15 protein-coding genes are annotated in these 17,721 nt (G+C 65.9%); 7 read left to right on the top strand and 8 right to left on the bottom strand.

Annotated features, from left to right (window positions below; genetic code table 11):
- Positions 1-407: 407 nt before the first annotated feature.
- On the top strand, positions 408-1,166 hold the full coding sequence (locus AC07VL_RS07680; RefSeq protein WP_494805305.1) for a YceI family protein: 759 nt from the start codon (positions 408-410) through the stop codon (positions 1,164-1,166).
- On the opposite strand, the gene AC07VL_RS07675 is transcribed toward AC07VL_RS07680, so the two are convergent.
- Positions 1,129-1,758, bottom strand: a complete 630-nt coding sequence (locus AC07VL_RS07675) for a LysE family translocator (RefSeq protein ID WP_494805304.1) — start codon at positions 1,756-1,758, stop codon at positions 1,129-1,131. The genes AC07VL_RS07680 and AC07VL_RS07675 overlap by 38 nt on opposite strands.
- 172 nt (positions 1,759-1,930) lie before the next feature.
- Here AC07VL_RS07675 and AC07VL_RS07670 point away from each other — a divergent pair, with 172 nt between their 5' ends.
- Positions 1,931-4,843: a hybrid sensor histidine kinase/response regulator gene (locus AC07VL_RS07670; RefSeq protein ID WP_494805303.1), complete on the top strand. Its 2,913-nt coding sequence runs from the start codon at positions 1,931-1,933 to the stop codon at positions 4,841-4,843.
- On the opposite strand, the gene AC07VL_RS07665 is transcribed toward AC07VL_RS07670, so the two are convergent.
- Both AC07VL_RS07665 and AC07VL_RS07660 read right to left on the bottom strand, forming a co-directional pair.
- Positions 4,840-5,754 carry an alpha/beta hydrolase gene (locus AC07VL_RS07665; RefSeq protein WP_494805302.1) on the bottom strand — a complete coding sequence of 305 codons (915 nt, stop codon included), beginning with the start codon at positions 5,752-5,754 and terminating at the stop codon, positions 4,840-4,842. The two genes, AC07VL_RS07670 and AC07VL_RS07665, sit on opposite strands and share 4 nt — an antisense overlap.
- Positions 5,755-5,793: 39 nt before the next feature.
- Positions 5,794-8,931 (bottom strand): NAD(P)-binding protein, encoded by a 3,138-nt coding sequence (locus tag AC07VL_RS07660; protein WP_494805301.1) that lies wholly within the window; start codon positions 8,929-8,931, stop codon positions 5,794-5,796.
- A 216-nt stretch (positions 8,932-9,147) separates the two neighbouring features.
- Here AC07VL_RS07660 and AC07VL_RS07655 point away from each other — a divergent pair, with 216 nt between their 5' ends.
- Both AC07VL_RS07655 and AC07VL_RS07650 read left to right on the top strand, forming a co-directional pair.
- Positions 9,148-9,690, top strand: a complete 543-nt coding sequence (locus AC07VL_RS07655; protein ID WP_494805300.1) for a phosphohydrolase — start codon at positions 9,148-9,150, stop codon at positions 9,688-9,690.
- A 361-nt stretch (positions 9,691-10,051) separates the two neighbouring features.
- Positions 10,052-10,654 (top strand): response regulator, encoded by a 603-nt coding sequence (locus tag AC07VL_RS07650; RefSeq protein ID WP_494805299.1) that lies wholly within the window; start codon positions 10,052-10,054, stop codon positions 10,652-10,654.
- Between the two features lie 470 nt (positions 10,655-11,124).
- Here the strand turns inward: AC07VL_RS07650 and AC07VL_RS07645 are convergent, their stop codons facing one another.
- Positions 11,125-11,346, bottom strand: coding sequence for a hypothetical protein (locus AC07VL_RS07645; RefSeq protein ID WP_290603820.1), 222 nt, complete (start codon positions 11,344-11,346; stop codon positions 11,125-11,127).
- A 216-nt stretch (positions 11,347-11,562) separates the two neighbouring features.
- On the opposite strand from AC07VL_RS07645, the gene AC07VL_RS07640 reads away from it, so the two are divergent.
- The 3 genes from AC07VL_RS07640 to AC07VL_RS07630 are packed head-to-tail and all read left to right on the top strand — an operon-like array spanning position 11,563 to position 13,354.
- The gene (locus tag AC07VL_RS07640) at positions 11,563-12,150 is read left to right on the top strand and encodes a chromate transporter (protein ID WP_494805298.1); all 588 of its coding nucleotides are present in this window, start codon (positions 11,563-11,565) and stop codon (positions 12,148-12,150) included.
- Complete coding sequence (locus AC07VL_RS07635) at positions 12,147-12,731, top strand: chromate transporter (RefSeq protein WP_494805297.1); 585 nt, start codon at positions 12,147-12,149, stop codon at positions 12,729-12,731. Before AC07VL_RS07640 ends, AC07VL_RS07635 begins: the two co-directional genes overlap by 4 nt.
- Before the next feature lie 11 nt (positions 12,732-12,742).
- Positions 12,743-13,354, top strand: coding sequence for an esterase/lipase family protein (locus tag AC07VL_RS07630; protein WP_494805296.1), 612 nt, complete (start codon positions 12,743-12,745; stop codon positions 13,352-13,354).
- 1 nt (position 13,355) lies between these two features.
- Here the strand turns inward: AC07VL_RS07630 and urtE are convergent, their stop codons facing one another.
- From urtE to urtB, 4 genes are read right to left on the bottom strand one after another with little or no spacing between them, the layout of a single operon-like run.
- Positions 13,356-14,054 carry an urea ABC transporter ATP-binding subunit UrtE gene (urtE, locus tag AC07VL_RS07625; protein ID WP_494805295.1) on the bottom strand — a complete coding sequence of 233 codons (699 nt, stop codon included), beginning with the start codon at positions 14,052-14,054 and terminating at the stop codon, positions 13,356-13,358.
- 17 nt (positions 14,055-14,071) lie between these two features.
- Complete coding sequence (urtD, locus tag AC07VL_RS07620) at positions 14,072-14,902, bottom strand: urea ABC transporter ATP-binding protein UrtD (RefSeq protein WP_494805294.1); 831 nt, start codon at positions 14,900-14,902, stop codon at positions 14,072-14,074.
- On the bottom strand, positions 14,899-16,020 hold the full coding sequence (urtC, locus tag AC07VL_RS07615; RefSeq protein ID WP_494805293.1) for an urea ABC transporter permease subunit UrtC: 1,122 nt from the start codon (positions 16,018-16,020) through the stop codon (positions 14,899-14,901). Before urtC ends, urtD begins: the two co-directional genes overlap by 4 nt.
- Positions 16,017-17,618 (bottom strand): urea ABC transporter permease subunit UrtB, encoded by a 1,602-nt coding sequence (gene urtB, locus AC07VL_RS07610; protein WP_494805292.1) that lies wholly within the window; start codon positions 17,616-17,618, stop codon positions 16,017-16,019. Before urtB ends, urtC begins: the two co-directional genes overlap by 4 nt.
- Positions 17,619-17,721: the final 103 nt, after the last annotated feature.

Genomic DNA, 17,721 nt, shown 5'->3' with positions numbered 1-17,721 from the left:
CATATAGTCATGCCGGCATTCTTTTTTCTGCCCCATACTGATCAGCTCGACATAATATTTAAATTATCATTTACATAATCATGCGAAACTATCAAACGCATAGTTTGTTTTTTAAAAGAAACTATTAATGTCGATTCGCAGCCATTATTTCCATTCCTGCCTTTATTAATCCGCAGCGCCTTTGCCATTTCATTGCGCACGGCGCCAGATGCATGGCCTGGCGCCCGCCGTGAATACCAGTCGGGCGGCATGGCGCCCCGTTTCCCTGCGGGCAGGGGCATGCCGCCAGGCGAATTGGTCCGGCCGGAACGGCGCTTGCGCACGCACGCACGCACGCACGGCTAGCCCGCCGCGGGCCGGATCGCTTACTATGCCCCCATCGCCTCCAACGCCCCGACGCCATGCCCATGCCGCTCTCCCGCCAGGAATACCCTTCGATGCCGTATCGCCGCGCGCTGCTGGCCTGCGCCTGCGCCATGCTGGCCGCCTGTTCGCCGTTCAGCGCGCCGCCGGCCGCCCTGGCGCCGGCCCCGGCCGCCGGGGCGGCAACCATGGCCGCGCCCGCCTGGCAGCAGCGCGGCATGCGCCTGCTGCACATCGCGCCGCAGGAATCGCTGCTGACCATCACCGTGCGCCGCGGCGGCGCGCTGGCGCGCCTGGGCCACGACCACGTGGTTGCCAGCCGCAGCCTGCAGGGCGTGGTGGCGCCCCAGGCGGGACGCGCCGCCTTCCAGTTCCGGCTGGATGAAATGAGCGTCGACGAGGATGGCTTGCGCCAGGCGGCCGGCCTGACGACGACACCGTCGGCCGATGCCATCGCCGGCACGCGGCACAACATGCTGGTGCGCGTGCTCGAGGCGGAGCGCTATCCGTGGGTGCGCGTGGAGGCCCGCCGCGCGGGCGCCGGCGAAGTGCTCGCCGCCGACATCACCCTGCATGGCGTGACGCGCGCGGTGCAGTTGCCGGTGCGGATCGAGGAAGCGGCCGACGGGCGCAGCCTGCAGGCCAGCGGCAGCCTGCTGCTCAAGCAGAGCGATTTCGGCATCGTGCCTTTCGCCATCCTGGGCGGCGCCATGGCCGTGCAGGATCAGATGGAACTGGCCTTCCGCATCACCGCCAGGATGGAGCCTAGCGCGCCAGGATCAGGCGCAGGCCCAGGGCGATGAAGATGGTGCCGGCCACGCGGTCCAGCCACAGGCCGGCGCGGGGGCGGCGGTTCAGCCACGTGCCGACGGCACCGGAAAAGTAGCCCAGCAGGCCGAACAGCACGCAAGCCTGCGCCGTAAACACCAGCCCCAGCTGCGCCGTCTGCCAGCTGGCATCGCCCCGCCCCGCGACGATGAACTGCGGCAGGAACGACAGGAAGAACAGCACGACTTTCGGATTGATACTGTTGGCGAACAGGCCCTTGCCGAACAGGCGCAGCAAGGACTCGTCGGGCAGGGCCGCCGCGCCATCGACTTTCGCGCCGCCGCGGCTGCGGATGGCGCCGATGCCCAGCCACACCAGGTACAGGCCGCCGGCCACTTTCAGCGCCGTAAAGGCGGTAGGCGAGGCGGCCAGCAGAGCCGACACGCCGATGGTCGCCAGCACCGTGTGCGTCAGGCAGCCGAGGGCGCAGCCCAGGCCGAACGCCATGCCCTGGCGGCGCCCGCGCGACATGCCCACGCCCAGGACCATCAGGTTGTCGGGGCCGGGACTGGCGGTGATGAGGACGGCGGCGGCCAGGAAGGCCAGGAACTGGTCGGGACTGAGCATAATGACTCGCAGGCAAAAGGCGACATGATACCGGAACGGGCCGGCCGGCCAGCGGGCAGCATGTCTTTGTGGCAGGAAATTGCGCGTGTGCCACCGAGAGTCGATTAAAATGGGCACTCCACAGCAAATGGCGTTGCCGCCCATTTCCACGCGACAGTCACCCTATTCACCGATGCCAGCCCACCCGCTCCCGTCCAGCCACCGCGCTTCCAGCTTCCGCGTCAGCGCCTGGCTATGCGGGTGGCTGTGCCTGTTCGGCCTGCTGGGCCTGGCGTGCGGGGCGCAGGCGCAGCCCGCGGCCACGCCGCTGCCCCTGACGGCGCAGGGCATCCACACCCTGGGCAGCGGCGCGCGTCTGTTTCTTGCCGGAGATGACGGCGCCGCCCCCGCCGATGCGGCCGCCCTGCCCGCCTGGCTGGCCCGCCAGCGCCCGGCCGCCGACGTCGACCTGTTCGGCGGCGCCTACTGGCTGCTGGCGCAGGTGCGCAACGACAGCAGCGAGACGGCCTGGGTCATCGACCCGAACGACACCCTGATCGACCTGGTCGACATCCACGTGTACGGCCCCGGCCAGCACGACGCGCCGCGCACCCTGCTGACGGGCTACCAGCGCCCGCACGAGTATTTGCTGCACTACGGCAAGAACGTGCAGCTGGCGCCGGGCGCCACGTATGCCATCCTGATCCGCTTTTCCAGCCCCTACTATGCGCGCGCGCCCATGTTCGGCGTGCAGACGCAGCAGGCGTACCGCAAGCTGGTGGGCAAGGAAAACTTCCTCATCGTCGCCTCCATCGGCGCCCTGCTGGCGCTGGGCCTGTTCAATTTCTTCATCTTTTCCATCACCCTGGAAAAAGCCTCGGCGTATTACGCGCTGTACGTGCTGACGTACGGCCTGGCCTGGGCCATGACCTTCCACGTCTTCGCCGACCTGTTCGACTGGCACATGCTGCAGCTGCATTACGTGCCGTTCTTCCTGCTGCCCGTCTTCAGCACCCTGTTCTACATGCATTTCCTGCACCTGCGCGACCATTCCCCCCTGCTGTACCGCATCAGCAAGGTCAACCTGGTGCTGCCCCTGCTGCTCCTGCCCAGCTGCTACTTCGCGCTGCAGTATGCGCACGCGCTGGCCACCATCGCCATCAGCCTGTGGATGCTGCTGGCGCTCACCTGCGGCATCGTCGTCTGGCGCCGCGGCTACCAGCCGGCGCGCTTCTTCGTGCTGGCCTTCGTCGCCCTGATGCTGCCCGGCTTTTTGATCCTGCCCGCCAACCTGGGCCTGATGCCGGCCATGGTGGCCAACGCCCAGCTGGTGACCCTGCTGGGCGGCACCCTGGACGGCCTGCTGCTGGCCTTTGCCCTCGCCGACCAGATCCGTTTGCTGCGCAACAACCTGGAACAGCGCGTGCAGGAACGCACCCTGGCGCTGACCCTCAGCAACGACGCCCTGCTGACGGCCAAGGAACACGCGGAAGTGGTCAGCCGCCACCGCATCGATTTCCTCTCCGCCATGAGCCACGACATCCGCACGCCGCTGGCCGGCGTCATCGGCATGCTGAAGTTCGCCCTGCGCGACCAGTCCGTCAAGGGCCGCACGCAGGAATACCTGCGCATCGGCCTGCACAACGGCGAGTCGCTCCTGACCATCCTCAACGACATCCTCGATTTCTCGAAGATCGACGCGGGCAAGCTGACACTGGAAACGCTGGACTTCGACCTGCTGGCGCTGATCGGCGACGCGGCCGGCATCGTGCAGGGCCAGGCCGACGCCAAGAGCCTGCTGCTGCGCCGCGAACTGGCGCTGGACCTGCCCCGCTACGTGCGCGCCGACCCGACCCGCCTGCGGCAGATCCTCATCAACCTGCTGGGCAATGCCCTGAAATTCACGGCCAATGGCGAAGTGCTGCTGGAAGTGCGGCGCGCCCGCGCGGCGCCGCGCCGCGATGGCTGCAGCCAGATCGACTTCGTCATCAGCGACACGGGCCCCGGCATCGATGCCGCCACCTTGCCCCGCCTGTTCCAGAAATTCGAGCAGGCCGACCACTCCACCACGCGCCGCTACGGCGGCACGGGCCTGGGCCTGGCCATCTGCAAGGAACTGGTCGAACTGATGGGTGGCACGATCGGCGTGGAAAGCCGCGTCGGCATCGGCTCGCGCTTTCATTTCAGCCTGCCGCTGGCCGAGGGCAGCGCACCGGCCGCGCATGACCGCCTGGCGCCGCGCCACGCGCGCCACGCCTGCCGCCTGCGCATCCTGTGCGCCGAAGACGTGCGCACCAACCAGATCATCATCGGCACCCTGCTGGAAAGCATGGGCCACGCCGTCACCATCGTCGACAACGGCGAGCAGGCGCTGCGCGCGCTGGCCACGGACGCCTACGATTGCGTGCTGATGGACGGCCGCATGCCGCTGATGGATGGCGAACAGGCCGCGCGCGTGATTCGCGACGGCGGCAACGCGCAGTTTGCCATTCCCGACGCGCAGATCCCCATCATCGCGCTGACGGCCAACGCCAGCGAACATGACCGCCAGCGCTACCTGGCTTGCGGCATGGACGACTTCCTCAGCAAGCCCGTCGATGAAGCGCTGCTGTTCGACAAGCTCGATACCGTCATCGACCTGCTGCTGGCGCGCGGCCACGCGCTGCCGCCGGCACTGCCCGCCGCGGACGACGCGCTGGCGCGCCAGTTCGGCCTCGGCGGCGCCAGCGGGACGCCCGGGGAGGCGGCGCCGTCACCGGCCGACCCCATGGCCGCGCCCGTGCACATCCTGCCGCTGGCGGGCCTGTCGCCGCAGCACTTGCAGCGCATCGCGCAAGCCTTCCTGATGGAAGCGCCGCGGCGCCTGGACCTGGCCTGCCACGCCGTACGCGACGGCAACGCCAGCGCGGCGGCGGCCGCCTTCCATGCCCTGAAAGGCAGCGCCGGCTACCTGAGCCGCCCTACCCTGCACGGCCTGTGCCACCAGATGGAAACCCTGGCGTCGGACGGCCAGCTCGATAGCGTGGAGCAGTTCCTGCCGCAGCTGCAGGCGGCGCTGGACGAGGCGCGCCGCGACCTGCGCGCGCCGGCCGACGCCGTCGACTAGCTGCCGGCATCGGCGGCCAGCCAGCCATTCGCCCGCAGCCACGCCAGCAGCAGTGCCGGCCAGGCGGCCGGTTCGCTGCCCTTGCGGCCCAGGCCCCAGCCATGGCCGCCCTGCTGGAACTGGTGCAGCTCCACGGGCACGCCCGCGCGGCGCAGGGCGGCGGCCATCAGCATGCTGTTCTCGGGCGGAGAAATCGGGTCGTCGAGCGCCTGCGCGAGGAAGACGGGCGGCGTGCGCGCATCCACGTGCAGTTCCACCGACAGCGCGTCGCGCGCCGCCTGCGCGGGATGGGCGCCCAGCAATTCCTTCTTCGCATGCGTCGTGTCGAACGGCGCCTGCATGGTCAGCACGGGGTACAGCAGCACGGCAAAATCGGGCCGCGCCGAGACGCGGTCCGCCGCATCGACAGGTGCCTGGCGGGCCGCATCCGGCGCGACGGCTGTCATGCCGGCCAGGTGCGCGCCGGCGGAAAAACCCAGCATGCCGATACGCGCCGGGTCGATGCGCCACTCGGCGGCGCGCGCGCGGATGACGCGCATGGCGCGCTGGCCATCCTGGAACGGCGCGGCCACCCCGCCGCCCTCCCGCGGCAGGCGGTACACGAGTTCAAAGGCCGTGATGCCCTGCGCCTGCAGCCAGCGGGCGGTGGGGCCGCTCTCCTTGCCCGCCTCGATATGCGCATAGCCGCCGCCGCTGACCAGCAGCACGGCCATGCCGTTCGGCTGCGCGGGGCGGTGCACGAGCAGGTAGGGCTGCGCCACCTGCGTGATGGAGCCTTTCGCGCTGTCGCGCTGCGGGCCGGGCGCCGCGCCGCCGGGCGGCGCGCCGGGCCACAAGAGTAGCGCACCTGCCGGCGCGGCGTGCGCCGGCAGGTGGAGGAAGGCCAGACAAAGCAGCAGCAGGCGTTTCATGGGCAAGCTCGCGCAGGATTCAATGAAACGCCATCATACCTAGAAGTCCGTCTCTCCCTGGATCACGGCCGGATAGCCCGTCATGGCGCGCGACGTCTGCATGCCCGCCATCACGGCCGCTTCCACGCAGCCCGCGTTGATGCCCGTCCTGATCCAGTCGCCCGTGAGGAACAGGTTGGAAAAGCCCGACTGGTCGGTGGCCAGCCGGTACTGCGTGCTGTTCACCACCGACATGACATAGCGCTCGGACGGGTCGACGTTGGCGCGCCAGTACTGGCTGTCGAAACGCGCCGCGCCCGCCCCCGCCTTCGCGTCGACCAGCCATTGCCATGGGAACGCGCCCGGCGCGCCCGCCTCGGGCCACAGGGCGCCGATCTCGCGCTCGAGCTGGTGCAGCGCCCCCTCCTTGGCGCGCTGCGCGCAGCGGGCGGGGAAATCCGCGTCGGTGACGGGCGGATAGCTGTCGACGGGGAAGGCGCTGCAAAAGTAGGAGACGTTTTTCGGCTCCTGCCCCGCCGGCCAGTCCTCGTGCGCCAGCAGCTGGTCCATCGGTGCCCACGTGTCGTACGGTTCCGTGAAGGCCGACAGCACGGGCTGCTGGCCTTGCGGCTGCATGGTCCAGCCCATTTGCGCCAGGTTCTTGTTGAGCCATACCTGGTACGCCTGCGTGGCCACGGTTTTCACCTTCTCGGCGCTCAGGCGCAGGGCCGGGCTTTGCGCCAGCAGCTGCGGGCACAGGGCGGACAGGGAGCCGATGGAAATGCCGAACACCACCTTGTCGAAGTCCACGCCTTTTCTTAACACCGTGGCGGGCAGCTGCCGGCCGAACGCCTGCTGGTACTGTTGCGGCCAATCGCTCCAGTACGACTCCAGGTTGACGTCCTTTTCCTGCAGCAGGGCCGCCTGGGCCGGATCGAGCTGCGCGTAGTCGGGCGCGCTGGGCCAGCAGGCCAGGCCCTTCACGTCCACCAGCGGCGCATAGCCGGCGCCCGGGTCCCGCAGTTGCACCTGCTCGGTGATGCGGATGCTGTCGATGTCGCCCGCGCCCGGCACCAGCTCTTCCACGCGCTGGAAGAACTTGAACTTGACGCCGCGCTTTTCCAGCACTTCGTACAGGGGCGTGAAAATGGTGTCGCCCATGCCCGCCTGCATCTTGAACATGATGCCGCCCTTGTAGGCCAGGCCGATGCGCGCCATCGCCCGCAACAGCGTTCCCGCCTCGATGTTCGGCTTGCCGAAATCGCCGCCCTCGTAGGCGAACACCAGGTCGTAGAAGCCGCGCACGGGCGCCGAATTGACGCTGAACTGCTCGTCGCCGCCATGCTTGCGCAGCCAGTCGCGGAAATCGATGTCGTTGATGACGTCGAAGCCGTTCCTGAAGACGCCATCCTGGAACATGCCCTTCATGACGGTGATGCCCAGGTCCAGGCAGATGAACAGGCGGCGCAGTTCGTCGTCGCCATCGATCAGCGCGCGGTAGCGCAGGCGCAGCCAGGCGCGGATGCCGTTCAGGGTACTGGCCAGCAGCTGATGGCGGGCCTGGTCGTGGCGCGTGGAGTCGGGCGCCAGGTCGGCCACCAGCGCCACCAGCGCGCCCACGGACAGGCCCACGTCCAGACCCAGCTCGTCGGCCTGGCCCACCACCTCGTCGGCCAGGCGGCGCAGCCAGCCCGGCCACACGCCCTCGCCCTGCGAGGCGCTGGCGCGCACGATGCGCGCGTCGGCGTCGGCCACCTGGCGGATCTGGCGTATCCATTGCTCGATCCAGCCCACCATGGCCACGGCCATCTGCCACAGGGTGACGTCCTCGCCGCCCTCGCCCGGCTCGCCCGGCAAGGTGGGAAAGACGATGGACCAGTTGCGCCACTGTCCCTTCACGTCCTCGGACAGGGCCACGTAATCGTGCTGCTTGAAGGCGTCGCGCCAGGTGGCCAGCGGGCTGCCTGGCGGGCGATCGAGGCTGGCATAGGCTTCCTTGATCATCCTGAAGGCATTCGCATAGAAGCCGAACCAGATGTGCAGGCCGTGCTCCTCGATGCGCTGGCCCACCTGCGCATTACGCCCGCTGGCGCCCTTGCCGCCCAGGCGCCAGCCCAGCTGATAGACGGTGATGTCGTGCTGGTTTTGCCAGCCCGGCTGGTTCGTCAGGTAATACGCCGTCGTCATGGCCGCCACGCCGCCGCCGAGGATGGCGATCTTTTCCGGCGCGATCTGCGAATTGTCGACCAGTTCCTCGCCCGGCATGGCCGTGAAATCGAAGTTGACGTTGAACGGCAGGATGGCCGCCTGCGGCCCCAGTTGCAGGCCCAGGGTCTGGTCCAGCGGGAAGCTGTCGAAGGCGTGCAAGGTGCATTCGTACTCGTAGCCCAGCAGGCGCGCGCTGTGCAGGCGGTTGATCTCGGCCGGCGCCGCCACCAGGGCCTGGTACACGGCTTTCACGCCCGCGCTGTCGGGGAACTGCTTGAGGAAGATCTGGTCGATGCGGGGATTGCGCAGCAGCGACAGGATATCGGCCCAGCCGGCCTGGTCCAGGTCAAAGAAATCGGGGATGGAAAGGAAGATTTGGAACGCCTGCTCGATGAGTTCGAGGAAACTGTTGACGGGTTTATGCGGCCCCGTCTGCACGGTGGCGTTGACTTCCAGCAACGGGTGCAGGGCCAGTTTCGTTTCCGGCGAAAAATGCTGGAATCCCTTGGCGGCGACGGAGCAGCGCAGCGGCTCGCTGCCGGCGGCCGGTATCTCGTACTCGCACAGGTATTTCGGATAGCCGAACAGCTCGCGGCCATTGATCAGGGCCATGGCGTCGTCGACGAAGATGTGGCAGGGGTACCAGTAGATATGCGCCAGCTTGCCCTTGTCGTCCATCTGGCCCACCATGATCCAGGTGACGATATCGACTTCCGTGATCCAGCCCTTGGCCTGGTCGACGGGGTTGGCCGAGTCGGCATGGTTGACGCGCGTAAAGGTCAGCATCACGTACGGCGACAGGACCTTCAGGGTCATCCTGCTGCCCGCCACCTGGTTCAGGGTGGTGTTGACGGTGGCCTGCAGCTTCGCCAGGTCGCCCTTGACGAAATAGCCGAACATTTCAGACTGTTTCAATTGCAGCGGCGAATGCATCATCACCGAACCGCCCTGGTAGATATACGAAGGTCTTGCCGAAGGTATCGCCGTCATTGCCCTGCCTCCAAAGTCAGTTTCAGAAAAACAAGATTGCTATAGTGTCTGAGAAAAAACAATGAATGATATGAAATAAATTAATCGATATGCCAAGATGCATAGGCTCAGCAGGAAAAGGGCGGGTAGGCAACACGAAACAGGAGGCGGCGGCAGGCGCACGCCATCCGGTGTAGGATGGGGCATCACGCATCCGCAAGCGAGGCGAGCAAAGCAATGATTACCACCGACTACGTTTCCACTTACTCAGGCAACCGTTTTTACCCCCTGCGCCCGCACATCGACAAGGTCGCCATCGAGGACATCGCCCATGGCCTGGCCTACCAGTGCCGCTTCAATGGCCAGACGCAGGTGTTTTATTCGATTGCCCAGCACAGCCTGATCGTTGCCAGCCTGGTGCCGCCGCCCCTGCGCCTGGCGGCCCTGCTGCACGACGCGGCCGAAGCCTACCTGGGCGACATGGTGAAGCCGCTGAAAGTGCTGCTGCCCGAATTTGCCGCGCTGGAAGACAAGGTCAGCGCCATCATCGCCGCCAGGTATGGCATCGACTTTTCCGATTACGCGCCCATCAAGCGGGCCGACCTGATCGCGCTGGCCACGGAAAAGCGCGACCTGATGCCCCATTCGGCCGAGCGCTGGGCCTACCTTGACGGCATCGCCCCCTTGCCCGGTATAATCGACGTCATGGGACCGGCCGAAGCCAAGCAGCGCTTCCTGCTCGCATTTGCCGAACTGGCAAGGGAGGGCATGGCCGCCTGAACGGCCGTCCCCGACCGGGCCAGCGGGCGCCAAGTCCCGGTTTTTGCACGGCTTTTTTAGATATCCACAGCAACTGTGGATAAAGTTGTTGATAAGCCCCTCTTGACAAGCCGCAACGCCAGCACTGATGCGGGTTTCAACAATTTGCTGATTTCACAGGCAATTTTTTACCCCAATGAAATCAATGACTTGCAATCATGCATTTGCGCTTGAGCAACGTTACGCTACCGCCATGAAAATATATTTCGCCACCCCTGCGCGGCCGGGGTCAGCCGGGTCTTGCGAGAACGGCATTGTTTTGACAAACCTTGCGGACTGGCATAGTGTGGAGTGAAGGGGAACGATCAACGTTGGAATCTGCATGAATATGGATAGCGACAGCGCCGCCAAGGCGGCGGACGAACCGGACTGGCTGATGGACGAGCCGCTGGAGCATGCCGGCACCGCATCCGAGGCCGCCAGCGCGCCCTTGCCATGGCGCGTGCTGATCGTCGACGATGATGTCGACGTGCACGTGGTGACCAAGTTCGCCCTCAGCCAGGCCAGCTTCCAGGGGCGCAGGCTCAGTTTCCTGCATGCGTACTCGGGTGCCGAGGCGCTGGCCGTGCTGCGCAGCACGCCCGACATCGCCGTCGTGCTGCTCGACGTCATCATGGAAACCCAGGATGCGGGCCTGCAAGTGGCGCGCCAGATCCGCGAAGAGCTGCACAACAGCGCCGTGCGCATCATCCTGCGCACGGGCCAGCCGGGCCAGGCGCTGGAGCACCGCATCATCATCGATTACGACATCAACGATTTCTGGTGCAAGACCGACCTGACCACGCGCAAACTGTTTACCACCGTCATCGCCTCGCTGCGCACCTACGCCACCTTGCGCGAAGCCCAGCAGCAGGTCGCCGACCTGGCCGAGGCCCTGGCCCGGCAAGGCGGCTCGACCCCGCCGCCGCCCGCCGGGACGCCCTGATCCCCCACACCGCCGCGGACGCTACTTCTGGTCACAAAACAGGAACACTGGATGGGCATACAGCCTTCGGCGACGCCCCGTTTTGGCCCTTCTTGCCGGCCCGCGGCACGCGCGGATCGCCCGTATTTTCCTAAGTGGCGGATTGTTAAGCGCTTTTTCAGATATCCACACGGACTGTGGATATCTTTGTGGATAAGCGCCTATTGACAGGCCCCAAAGCCACAGCCCGTGCGGCTTTCAATAAACTGCTCAATCAAACAGCAAAAATAAAAACCAATAAAATCAGACACTTAGAAACTCACACATAATCACGTGAAAATTATTTCAGCAATTTCGCTAACCCATCATTTGTGCATAACTGAGCCATAATGAGCAATTCGACAATGCCCGATCCCGGCCGCGGGCAACACAGTTGCCGCCATACAAGAAGCCTGTCCCGGCAGGAAACGCCGACCCGGACAGGCGACCGCTCAATGCAACACCTGGCGGCGCTGCTCGGGATGCAGCAGCACGCGCTCGATCAAATCCGGGTCGATATTGTATGACTTCAGGTATTCCAGCGCGCACAGGGTACTGAAGGCGGCCTGCACGGCGATACCCAAATTGACGATATCGCACATCTTCTGGTCGACCCTGGCATGCATCTGCACGGTCTTGGGGGGCATATGCAAGGTTTCTGGGGAATTAGGCATGGTGGACAACTCCTGCGGAAGGGAACGGGGGCGGCGGCCAGCAGAAGATAGCCGGGCGCCAGCGCGGGCACGGACAGTGGCAGTATTGCCGGTAAAGTATTGCCGATAAATTCTCGATGTCAATGGCAGGGAAACATGAGGCGCCGTTTTTTCTTGCAGGCACAGGCGTCGCCGAAAGCGATGGACAAGGGCAAGCGGCCACGGCGATAATCAGCCATGCCCTCGCCCTCCGCCGCTCCGCCCGACCTCCCCCGCCCGCAGCCCGCCTCGCTCGCCGACCTGTTCTTTTCGTTCACCTGGCTGGCCCTGCAGGGATTCGGCGGCGTGCTGGCCGTGATCCAGCGCGAGATGGTGGAACGCAAGCGCTGGCTGACGCAGGAGGAATTCCTGGAAGACTGGGCCGTGGCGCAAATCATGCCGGGGCCGAATGTCGTCAACCTGTCCTTGATGGTGGGCGGGCGCTATTTCGGCTTGCGGGGCGCGCTGACGGCGCTGGCCGGCATGCTGGCCGTGCCCCTCGTCATCGTGCTGCTGCTGGGCGTGCTGTACACGCGCTTCGGCGACAATGCGCAGATGGCCGGCGCCCTGCGCGGCATGGCCGCCGTGTCGGCCGGCATGATCGCCGCCACGGGCGTGAAGCTGGCCGCCGCGCTGGGCAAGCATCCGCTGCCCCTGTGGCTGACCCTGCCCCTCGTCGTGCTGGGCGTGCTGATGGTGGCCATCCTGCGCTGGCCCCTGCTGTACATCCTGCTCGGCCTGGGCGGCATCGGCTGCCTGCTGACCTATCGAAAGCTGTCCGCATGAACCCGCCCCTGCAACTGGTGCTGAGCACGGGGGACTGGCTGAACCTGTTCGGCCACTACCTGATGCTGTCGCTGATGTCCATCGGCGGCGCCATTTCCACCACGGCGGAAATGCACCGCTTCCTCGTCGAGCAGCACGGCTGGCTGACGCAGGCGCAATTCAACGAATCGATCGCCATCGCCCAGGCCGCACCGGGACCCAACGTGCTGTTCGTCGCCCTGATGGGCTGGAACGTGGGCATGAACGCGGGCAGCTACGCGGCCGCCTATTTCGGCGTGCTGGTGACGATGGTGGGCATCATGCTGCCCAGCACCACGCTCACCTACGTGGCCGCCCAGTGGGGCTACCGCAACCGCGACCTGCGCCCCGTGCGCGCCTTCAAGCAGGGCATGGCGCCCATCGTCGTCGCCCTCCTGATTTCCACGGGCATGATCCTGGGCGGCGCCAACCACGATCTCCGCACGGACTGGCCCCTGTGGAGCCTGTCCATCGTGGCCGGCATCCTCATCTGGCGCACAAAGATCCATTTACTGTGGCTGCTGGCGGCCGGCGCCGTGCTGGGCTGGCTGCAACTGCTGTGAGGAAAGACGCGATGAAGATTCTCTTTGTGCATGGCATGGGTGCAACCCCATGGGACGCCTTTCCCACCCTGAGGCGGCTGAGGAAAGCCGGCCACGCGACGGCCACCTTTGCCTATTTCGCTTCCGTTGAAACGCTGGCGTCCATCCAGGCACGCCTGGTGGCGCGTCTTGCCGAACTGGCGCGCGGCGGCGACTATGCGCTGATCGGGCATTCCCTGGGCGGCGTGCTGCTGCGCCAGGCCCTCTTCAGCCTACCCGCCGGCTCGCGCCAGCCCAGACATCTGTTCCTCGTCGGCTCGCCCATCGTGGCCACGCGCTACAATATTTACCTGAACCGTTTCCGTCTGTACAAGCTGCTATTTGGCGAATGCGGCCAGCTCGTCGCCTCGCCGCAGCGCATGGCCGCCATCGGCATGCCGGACATTCCCCTCACGTGCGTGGCCGGCACCGTTGGCTTTCCCGGGCGCCGCCAGCCGTTTGGCGGCGCGGCGAATGACGGCATCGTGCAGGAGGCGGAGCTGCGCCCCGACCTGTTTACGGACGTGGTGCGCCTACCCGCGCGCCATCCCCTGCTGCCCGCGCACAGGCAACTGGCCCACCTCGTGCATCAGCGCCTGTCCTGACTCACACGGCCAAATGGCGCTTCACCTCCTCGCCCTCCATCTGCTCCGCCTTGCCGCTGGCCACCACGCTGCCGCGCGACAGCACGATGAACTCGTCGGCCAGTTCGCGGGCAAAGTCGAAATACTGTTCGCACAGCACGATGGCCATGTCGCCCCGTTGTTTTAACAGGGCAATGACCCGGCCGATATCCTTGATGACGGAGGGCTGGATGCCCTCCGTCGGCTCGTCGAAGATGATCAGCCGCGGCTCGGCCAGCAGGGCGCGCGCGATGGCCAGCTGCTGCTGTTGCCCACCGGACAGATCGCCGCCGCGCCGCTGCAGCATCTCCTTGAGCACGGGAAACAACTCATATATGTGGGAATCGATGCGCGACGCCGACCTGCCGCGCTTCACCGCCATGCCCATCAGCAAGTTTTCCTCGACCGTCAGGCGCGCAAAGATATCCCTCCCCTGCGGCACGTAGGCGATGCCCAGCCTGGCGCGCGCATGCGGCGCCAGTTGCGTGATGTCGCGCCCCTGAAACATCACCGTGCCCTGCGCCACGGGCAGCACGCCCATCAGGCATTTCAGCAAGGTTGTCTTGCCTACGCCATTCCTGCCCAGCAAGGCCAGGCATTCGCCCTGGCGCGCCGACAGGTTGATGCCGCGCAAGGTATGCGAGGAGCCATAGTATTGATTTAATTCTTGCACTTCGAGCATGGCCTGTGATCTCCCCATTACCGTCCCAGATAGACTTCGATGACGCGCTCGTCCGCTTGCACCTCGTCCATGCGCCCCTGCGCCAGCACGGCGCCCTCGTGCAGCACGGTGACGATGCCTTGCCGGGCAATGTCCGCAACAAACCCCATGTCGTGCTCGACCACCATGATGGAATGCTTGCCGCGCAGCTCATTGAGGAGTTCCGCCGTGCGCGCCGTTTCCGCGTCCGACATGCCGGCCACGGGTTCGTCCAGCAGGATCAGCTGCGGCTCCTGCATCAGCAGCATGCCGATTTCCAGCCACTGCTTTTGCCCGTGCGACAGCAAGCCCGCCAGCCGCGCCTCGTGGCCGTTGAGGCGAATCAGGCGCAAGATGGCCTCGATCCGGCCCGCCTGTTCCGACGTGAGGCGGGCGAACAGGGTGGGCGCCACGCGCTTGTCCATCTTCATGGCCAGCTCCAGGTTGTCGAATACCGTGTGCTGTTCGAACACGGTGGGGCGCTGGAACTTGCGGCCGATGCCTGCGTGGGCGATCTGTGCTTCCGTCATCGTCGCCAGGTTCATGGTCTGGCCGAACCAGGCCGTGCCGGAGGTGGGGCGCGTCTTGCCCGTGATCACGTCCATCATCGTCGTCTTGCCCGCGCCATTCGGGCCTATGATGCAGCGCAACTCACCCACGGAAATGTCGAGGCTCAGCTTATTGATGGCCTTGAAGCCGTCGAAGGACACGCTGACCTCCTCCAGGTACAGGATGGCGCCATGCGTCGTATCGACGCCCTCGCCTTTGACGCGCGAATACGTGGCGCCCGCCTCGGCGCTGGCCATGCCGGGCAACATGCGGATGCTCATGCGGCCTCCTCTGCCACGACTGCGGCTTTCTTGCGTTTGAGCTTGCGCAACACGCCCAGCATGCCCTGCTGCATGAAGAGGGTCACGCCGATGAACAGCAGGCCCAGCGCGAACAGCCACAGCTCCGGCAAGGCGGCCGTGAACCAGCTTTTCAAGCCGTTGACGGTGAAGGCGCCCAGGATGGGACCGATCAAGGTACCGCGTCCGCCGACGGCCACCCACACGACCATCTCGATGGAATTGGCCGGCGACATCTCGGACGGGTTGATGATGCCCACCTGCGGCACGTACAGGGCACCGGCGATGCCGCACAGCACGGCGGACAGGGTCCAGACGAACAGCTTGAACCACAGCGGGTTGTAGCCGAGGAACATCAAGCGTGCCTCGCTGTCGCGCACGCCCTGCAGCACCCTGCCCAGCTTGGAAGTGACGATGGCGCGCGCGCCGACCAGGGCCGCCAGCAGGATGGCCAGGGTCAGCAAAAACAGCACGGCCTTGGTGGCGGGCGCCGTGACGCTATAACCAAGAATGGTCTTGAAATCCGTGAAACCGTTGTTGCCGCCAAAGCCGGTGTCATTGCGGAAGAACAAGAGCATGAAGGCATACGTCATCGCCTGCGTGATGATGGAAAAATACACGCCCTTGATGCGCGAACGGAAGGCGAAATAGCCGAACACGAAGGCGAGCACGCCCGGCACCAGCACGACGAGGGCCATGCAATACCAGAAGTGTTCCGTAAACGCCCAGTACCACGGATAGGTTTTCCAGTCGAGAAAGACCATGAAATCGGGCAAGCTGCTGTGGTACTGGCCCTCGCCGCCGATGGCGCGCATCAGGTACATGCCGTGCGCATACGCGCCCAGGGCAAAGAACACGCCGTGGCCCAGGGACAAGATGCCCGTGTAGCCCCAGACGAGGTCCAGTGCCAGCGCGGCCAGCGCGTAACACATGAACTTGCCCACCAGCGCCACCGTGTAGGCGGAGACGTGCAGCGCATGCCCTTCGGCAAACGCCAGGTTAAAGATCGGCAACAGCGCCGCCAGCAGCGTGCAGCCGGCAATGGCCAGCCACACGGGCCGCGTGAAGAGGCCAGGCTTGATGGGATGGGAGGTAATCATTCGACGCTGCGTCCCTTCATGGCAAACAGGCCCTGCGGCCGGCGCTGGATGAAAATGATGATGAACACGAGGATGGCGATCTTCGCCAGCACGGCGCCCGCCACCGGTTCGAGGAATTTGTTGACTTCGCCCAGGCCCAGCGCGGCGATCACGGTGCCGGCCAGCTGGCCCACGCCACCGAGCACCACCACCATGAAGGAATCGACGATATAGCTTTGCCCCAGGTCCGGCCCCACGTTGCCCAGCTGCGACAGGGCCACGCCGCCCAGCCCCGCGATGCCGGAACCGAGGCCGAAGGTCAGCATGTCGACCTTGCCCGTGGCCACGCCCACGCAGTCGGCCATGCGGCGGTTTTGCGTGACGGCCCGCACGAACAGGCCCAGCCTTGTCTTGTTCAAGATCAGCCATACGGCCGCCACGACGACGATGGCGAAGACGATGATGGCCAGGCGGTTGTACGGCAGCACGAGGCCGCCCAGCACGGTCACGCCGCCCGACATCCAGGCCGGGTTGGCCACTTCCACGTTTTGCGCGCCGAAGATGGTGCGCACCGCCTGCATGAGGATCAGGCTGATGCCCCAGGTGGCCAGCAGGGTTTCCAGCGGCCGCCCGTACAGCCAGCGGATCACCGTGCGCTCCAGCATCACGCCCACCAGTCCCGCGACGAGGAAGGCGGCCGGCAAGGCGGCCAGCAAGTACCAGTCCTGCACGCCGGGCAGGTAGCTGCGGAAGAACAGCTGGCATAAATACGTCGTGTAGGCGCCTATCATCAGCAGTTCGCCATGCGCCATGTTGATGATGCCCATCAAGCCGAACGTGATGGCCAGGCCCAGGGCGGCCAGCAGCAGCACGCTGCCCAGCGAAATGCCGTAGAACACATTGCCGGCGAACTCCATGCGCGCCACCCGTCCCTTGATCTGGCGCATGGTCTCGATGGCGGCCAGCTGCACGGCTTCGTCGGGCTCGCCCGCCTTGCCGTCAGGCCCCGTCTCGAGCATGGCTTGCAGCACGGGCAGCAGACGCGCGTCGCTGCTGCCGGCCAGCGCCTGCACGGCTCGCCTGCGCGTGGTGGCATCGGGCGCATGCAGGCTGGCGCTGGCGATCAGCAGCTGCAAGATCTGCTGGATCTCGCCATCGCTTTCCCGCGCCAGCGCCGTGCGGATCAGGGGGGGCTGCGCGGGATCGACTGCCTTTTGCAAGGCTTGCGCGGCAGCCAGCCGCTGGGCGCGTTCCGGCGCCAGCAGCTGCAAGCCCGACAAGGCTCCCGCCACGACCGCGCGCAAGCGGTTGTTGACCATCACGCCATCGATGCCGTCGGGCAATGCACCCAGCTGGCCCGTGGCGGGATCGTAGGCGTGCTCGCCATCGACGATGTACACCGTGCCGTCGGGTGCGGCATACAAGGCATCGTCCTGCAAGGCTTGCAGCACCCTGGCGGCCTCGGGTGTGGCCAGGGCGGCGATCTGCGCCACGGCGGCGACCCTGGCGTCGGGATCGTCGCCGGCCAGCGGCTTGAGCAGGTCGGGAGAGATGGCCGCCTGCGCCAGCGAGGATAGCAACAGGCAGGCGAGGACCAGCAGTTTGGGGATGAACCGCATTGTAAGTTCCATGGAAAAACTGCACGGGGCGAACGCCTACCCCAAAGGCGAGGACTGGGGTCGGATGGGGACGCCTAGTCCCTGAGGGTCCGACCCCGGCAGT

This window comes from Janthinobacterium sp. GW821-FHT03C08, from assembly GCF_059420905.1.
Note: the sequence above shows the minus strand (reverse complement) of the source record. Positions and strands in the feature narration are given on the sequence as shown.

Bases quoted from the DNA above. Each gene is read 5' to 3' on its own strand.
- AC07VL_RS07670 (WP_494805303.1), top strand. From the start codon at position 1,931: ATGCCAGCCCACCCGCTCCCGTCCAGCCACCGCGCTTCCAGCTTCCGC.
- AC07VL_RS07635 (WP_494805297.1), top strand. From the start codon at position 12,147: ATGAACCCGCCCCTGCAACTGGTGCTGAGCACGGGGGACTGGCTGAAC.
- AC07VL_RS07650 (WP_494805299.1), top strand. From the start codon at position 10,052: ATGAATATGGATAGCGACAGCGCCGCCAAGGCGGCGGACGAACCGGAC.
- AC07VL_RS07655 (WP_494805300.1), top strand. From the start codon at position 9,148: ATGATTACCACCGACTACGTTTCCACTTACTCAGGCAACCGTTTTTAC.
- AC07VL_RS07640 (WP_494805298.1), top strand. From the start codon at position 11,563: ATGCCCTCGCCCTCCGCCGCTCCGCCCGACCTCCCCCGCCCGCAGCCC.
- urtB (WP_494805292.1), bottom strand. From the start codon at position 17,618: ATGCGGTTCATCCCCAAACTGCTGGTCCTCGCCTGCCTGTTGCTATCC.
- urtC (WP_494805293.1), bottom strand. From the start codon at position 16,020: ATGATTACCTCCCATCCCATCAAGCCTGGCCTCTTCACGCGGCCCGTG.
- AC07VL_RS07630 (WP_494805296.1), top strand. From the start codon at position 12,743: ATGAAGATTCTCTTTGTGCATGGCATGGGTGCAACCCCATGGGACGCC.
- urtD (WP_494805294.1), bottom strand. From the start codon at position 14,902: ATGAGCATCCGCATGTTGCCCGGCATGGCCAGCGCCGAGGCGGGCGCC.
- AC07VL_RS07660 (WP_494805301.1), bottom strand. From the start codon at position 8,931: ATGACGGCGATACCTTCGGCAAGACCTTCGTATATCTACCAGGGCGGT.
- AC07VL_RS07645 (WP_290603820.1), bottom strand. From the start codon at position 11,346: ATGCCTAATTCCCCAGAAACCTTGCATATGCCCCCCAAGACCGTGCAG.
- AC07VL_RS07665 (WP_494805302.1), bottom strand. From the start codon at position 5,754: ATGAAACGCCTGCTGCTGCTTTGTCTGGCCTTCCTCCACCTGCCGGCG.
- urtE (WP_494805295.1), bottom strand. From the start codon at position 14,054: ATGCTCGAAGTGCAAGAATTAAATCAATACTATGGCTCCTCGCATACC.
- AC07VL_RS07675 (WP_494805304.1), bottom strand. From the start codon at position 1,758: ATGCTCAGTCCCGACCAGTTCCTGGCCTTCCTGGCCGCCGCCGTCCTC.
- AC07VL_RS07680 (WP_494805305.1), top strand. From the start codon at position 408: ATGCCGCTCTCCCGCCAGGAATACCCTTCGATGCCGTATCGCCGCGCG.